Genomic DNA, 1367 nt, shown 5'->3' on the forward strand with positions numbered 1-1367 from the left:
CGCAAGCGCATCCTCGATCGGGTCGAGACATGCCGTCATAAGGTGGTGCTCCGTCGGGAAGGTCTTGGGATCGGCTGAGCGTTCCATGAGAACGTCGTAGAGAGGCTTATTGACATACGTGTAAAGAATGCAACAGTCAGCGCAAAAAGGGGGGAAGCTCGGAGTTGTTCACGCACCACCTCAGCTTCGTCTGCGATCGCTGGAGCCCAGTCAGCGCCCGTTTGATCTGACAACGGAGCTCGGATAGATCATCCGGCCGACCGTTCGCGAGTCGGCCCTTGGCGTAGGCCCATACCTCTTCGTCGGGATTGAACTGCGGGGAGTAGGCGGGAAGCGCTTCGAGATGGAGACGCGGGAACCGCCGGCACATCTCGCGCATGCGCTCGCCCTTGTGGATGCTGGCGTTATCCCAGAGCACGATCAAGTGGCCGCGAAGGTGCCGGAGCAGATGTTCGAGAAATGAGCACACCTCGTCGTGCCGGATGTTGTGGGGGTGGCACTGGAAGTAGAGACCGATGTGCCGGCGCTTGGGCGAGACCGAGACTCCGGAGATGACGGAGAGCCGATCTCTTCGATAGCGATGGCGCACGATGGGTGTCTCGCCGCGCGGTGCCCAGGTCTTGCGCAGCACCGGGATCAGGAGGAACCCCGACTCGTCGACGAAGACGATGTGGGCGCCCAGCCGTGCGGCGTTTTTTTTACACGCGGCCATTCGAGGCGCTGCCAACGAGCGATTGCATCTTCGTCGCGCTCGAGTGCGCGCCGCTCGGGCTTCTGGTAGCTCCATCCCAGCTGATGGAGAAGACGGCCAATGTGGTGGGGGTGATACCGGACGCGAAACTCCCTGCGGATCAGCTTGGCGACTCGCCCGCAGGTCCAGAGATCGGTCGAGTAGCCCTGCGCCATGGCACCGTGCTGCAGGTATTCGATCAATCGCTCGAGCTGCTGGTCCGAGAGCTTCGGTGGCCGGCCCGGAGACGCGCCGATCTCGAACACCGCAGCTCCCTCGGTGTCACGTTTGTCACGCCACCGCATCACGGAACTCGCTTGACATCCGATGCGCCGCGCCACCTCATTGAGGGAGTGCCCCTCATCCAGAAGCGCGAGTGCGCGGCGGCGACGGTCAGCTAGAACCTCCGCGGATCCCTTGGGTCGCATGGCTCTCTCCCCCCAGAGATCCAAGTATTGCATTCTTTACACGTATGTCAATAATGCGGGGGGACGGCTTTGGCGAACGCGGTCGATGGCTTCGGCGACGCCGAGGCCACCAGACTTCGCCAAGTGATATGCCAGGATCATTCCTGTGCGGTCGCAACCAGCGACGCAGTGCACCAGAACTCGGCGGCCCGACCCGATATGGTGTGTGA

The 1367-nt window shown here is 62.3% G+C and carries 3 protein-coding genes; all 3 read right to left on the reverse strand.

The window, feature by feature from the left end:
- Positions 1–136: 136 nt before the first annotated feature.
- The gene (locus tag GY769_25075) at positions 137–712 is read right to left on the reverse strand and encodes an IS630 family transposase (protein ID MCP4205197.1); all 576 of its coding nucleotides are present in this window, start codon (positions 710–712) and stop codon (positions 137–139) included.
- Positions 637–1158 carry an IS630 family transposase gene (locus GY769_25080; protein MCP4205198.1) on the reverse strand — a complete coding sequence of 174 codons (522 nt, stop codon included), beginning with the start codon at positions 1156–1158 and terminating at the stop codon, positions 637–639. The genes GY769_25075 and GY769_25080 overlap by 76 nt, the downstream gene beginning before the upstream one ends.
- A gap of 36 nt (positions 1159–1194) precedes the next feature.
- Positions 1195–1367: hypothetical protein (locus GY769_25085; protein MCP4205199.1), on the reverse strand; the 173-nt coding region annotated here is incomplete at its 5' end.

It is taken from the genome of bacterium (genome assembly GCA_024224155.1).
GTDB lineage: Bacteria > Acidobacteriota > Thermoanaerobaculia > Multivoradales > JAHEKO01 > CALZIK01.

Excerpts from the sequence above, each read along its gene's own strand:
- GY769_25075 (MCP4205197.1), bottom strand. The coding sequence starts at position 712 with ATGGCCGCGTGTAAAAAAAACGCCGCACGGCTGGGCGCCCACATCGTC.
- GY769_25080 (MCP4205198.1), bottom strand. The coding sequence starts at position 1,158 with ATGCGACCCAAGGGATCCGCGGAGGTTCTAGCTGACCGTCGCCGCCGC.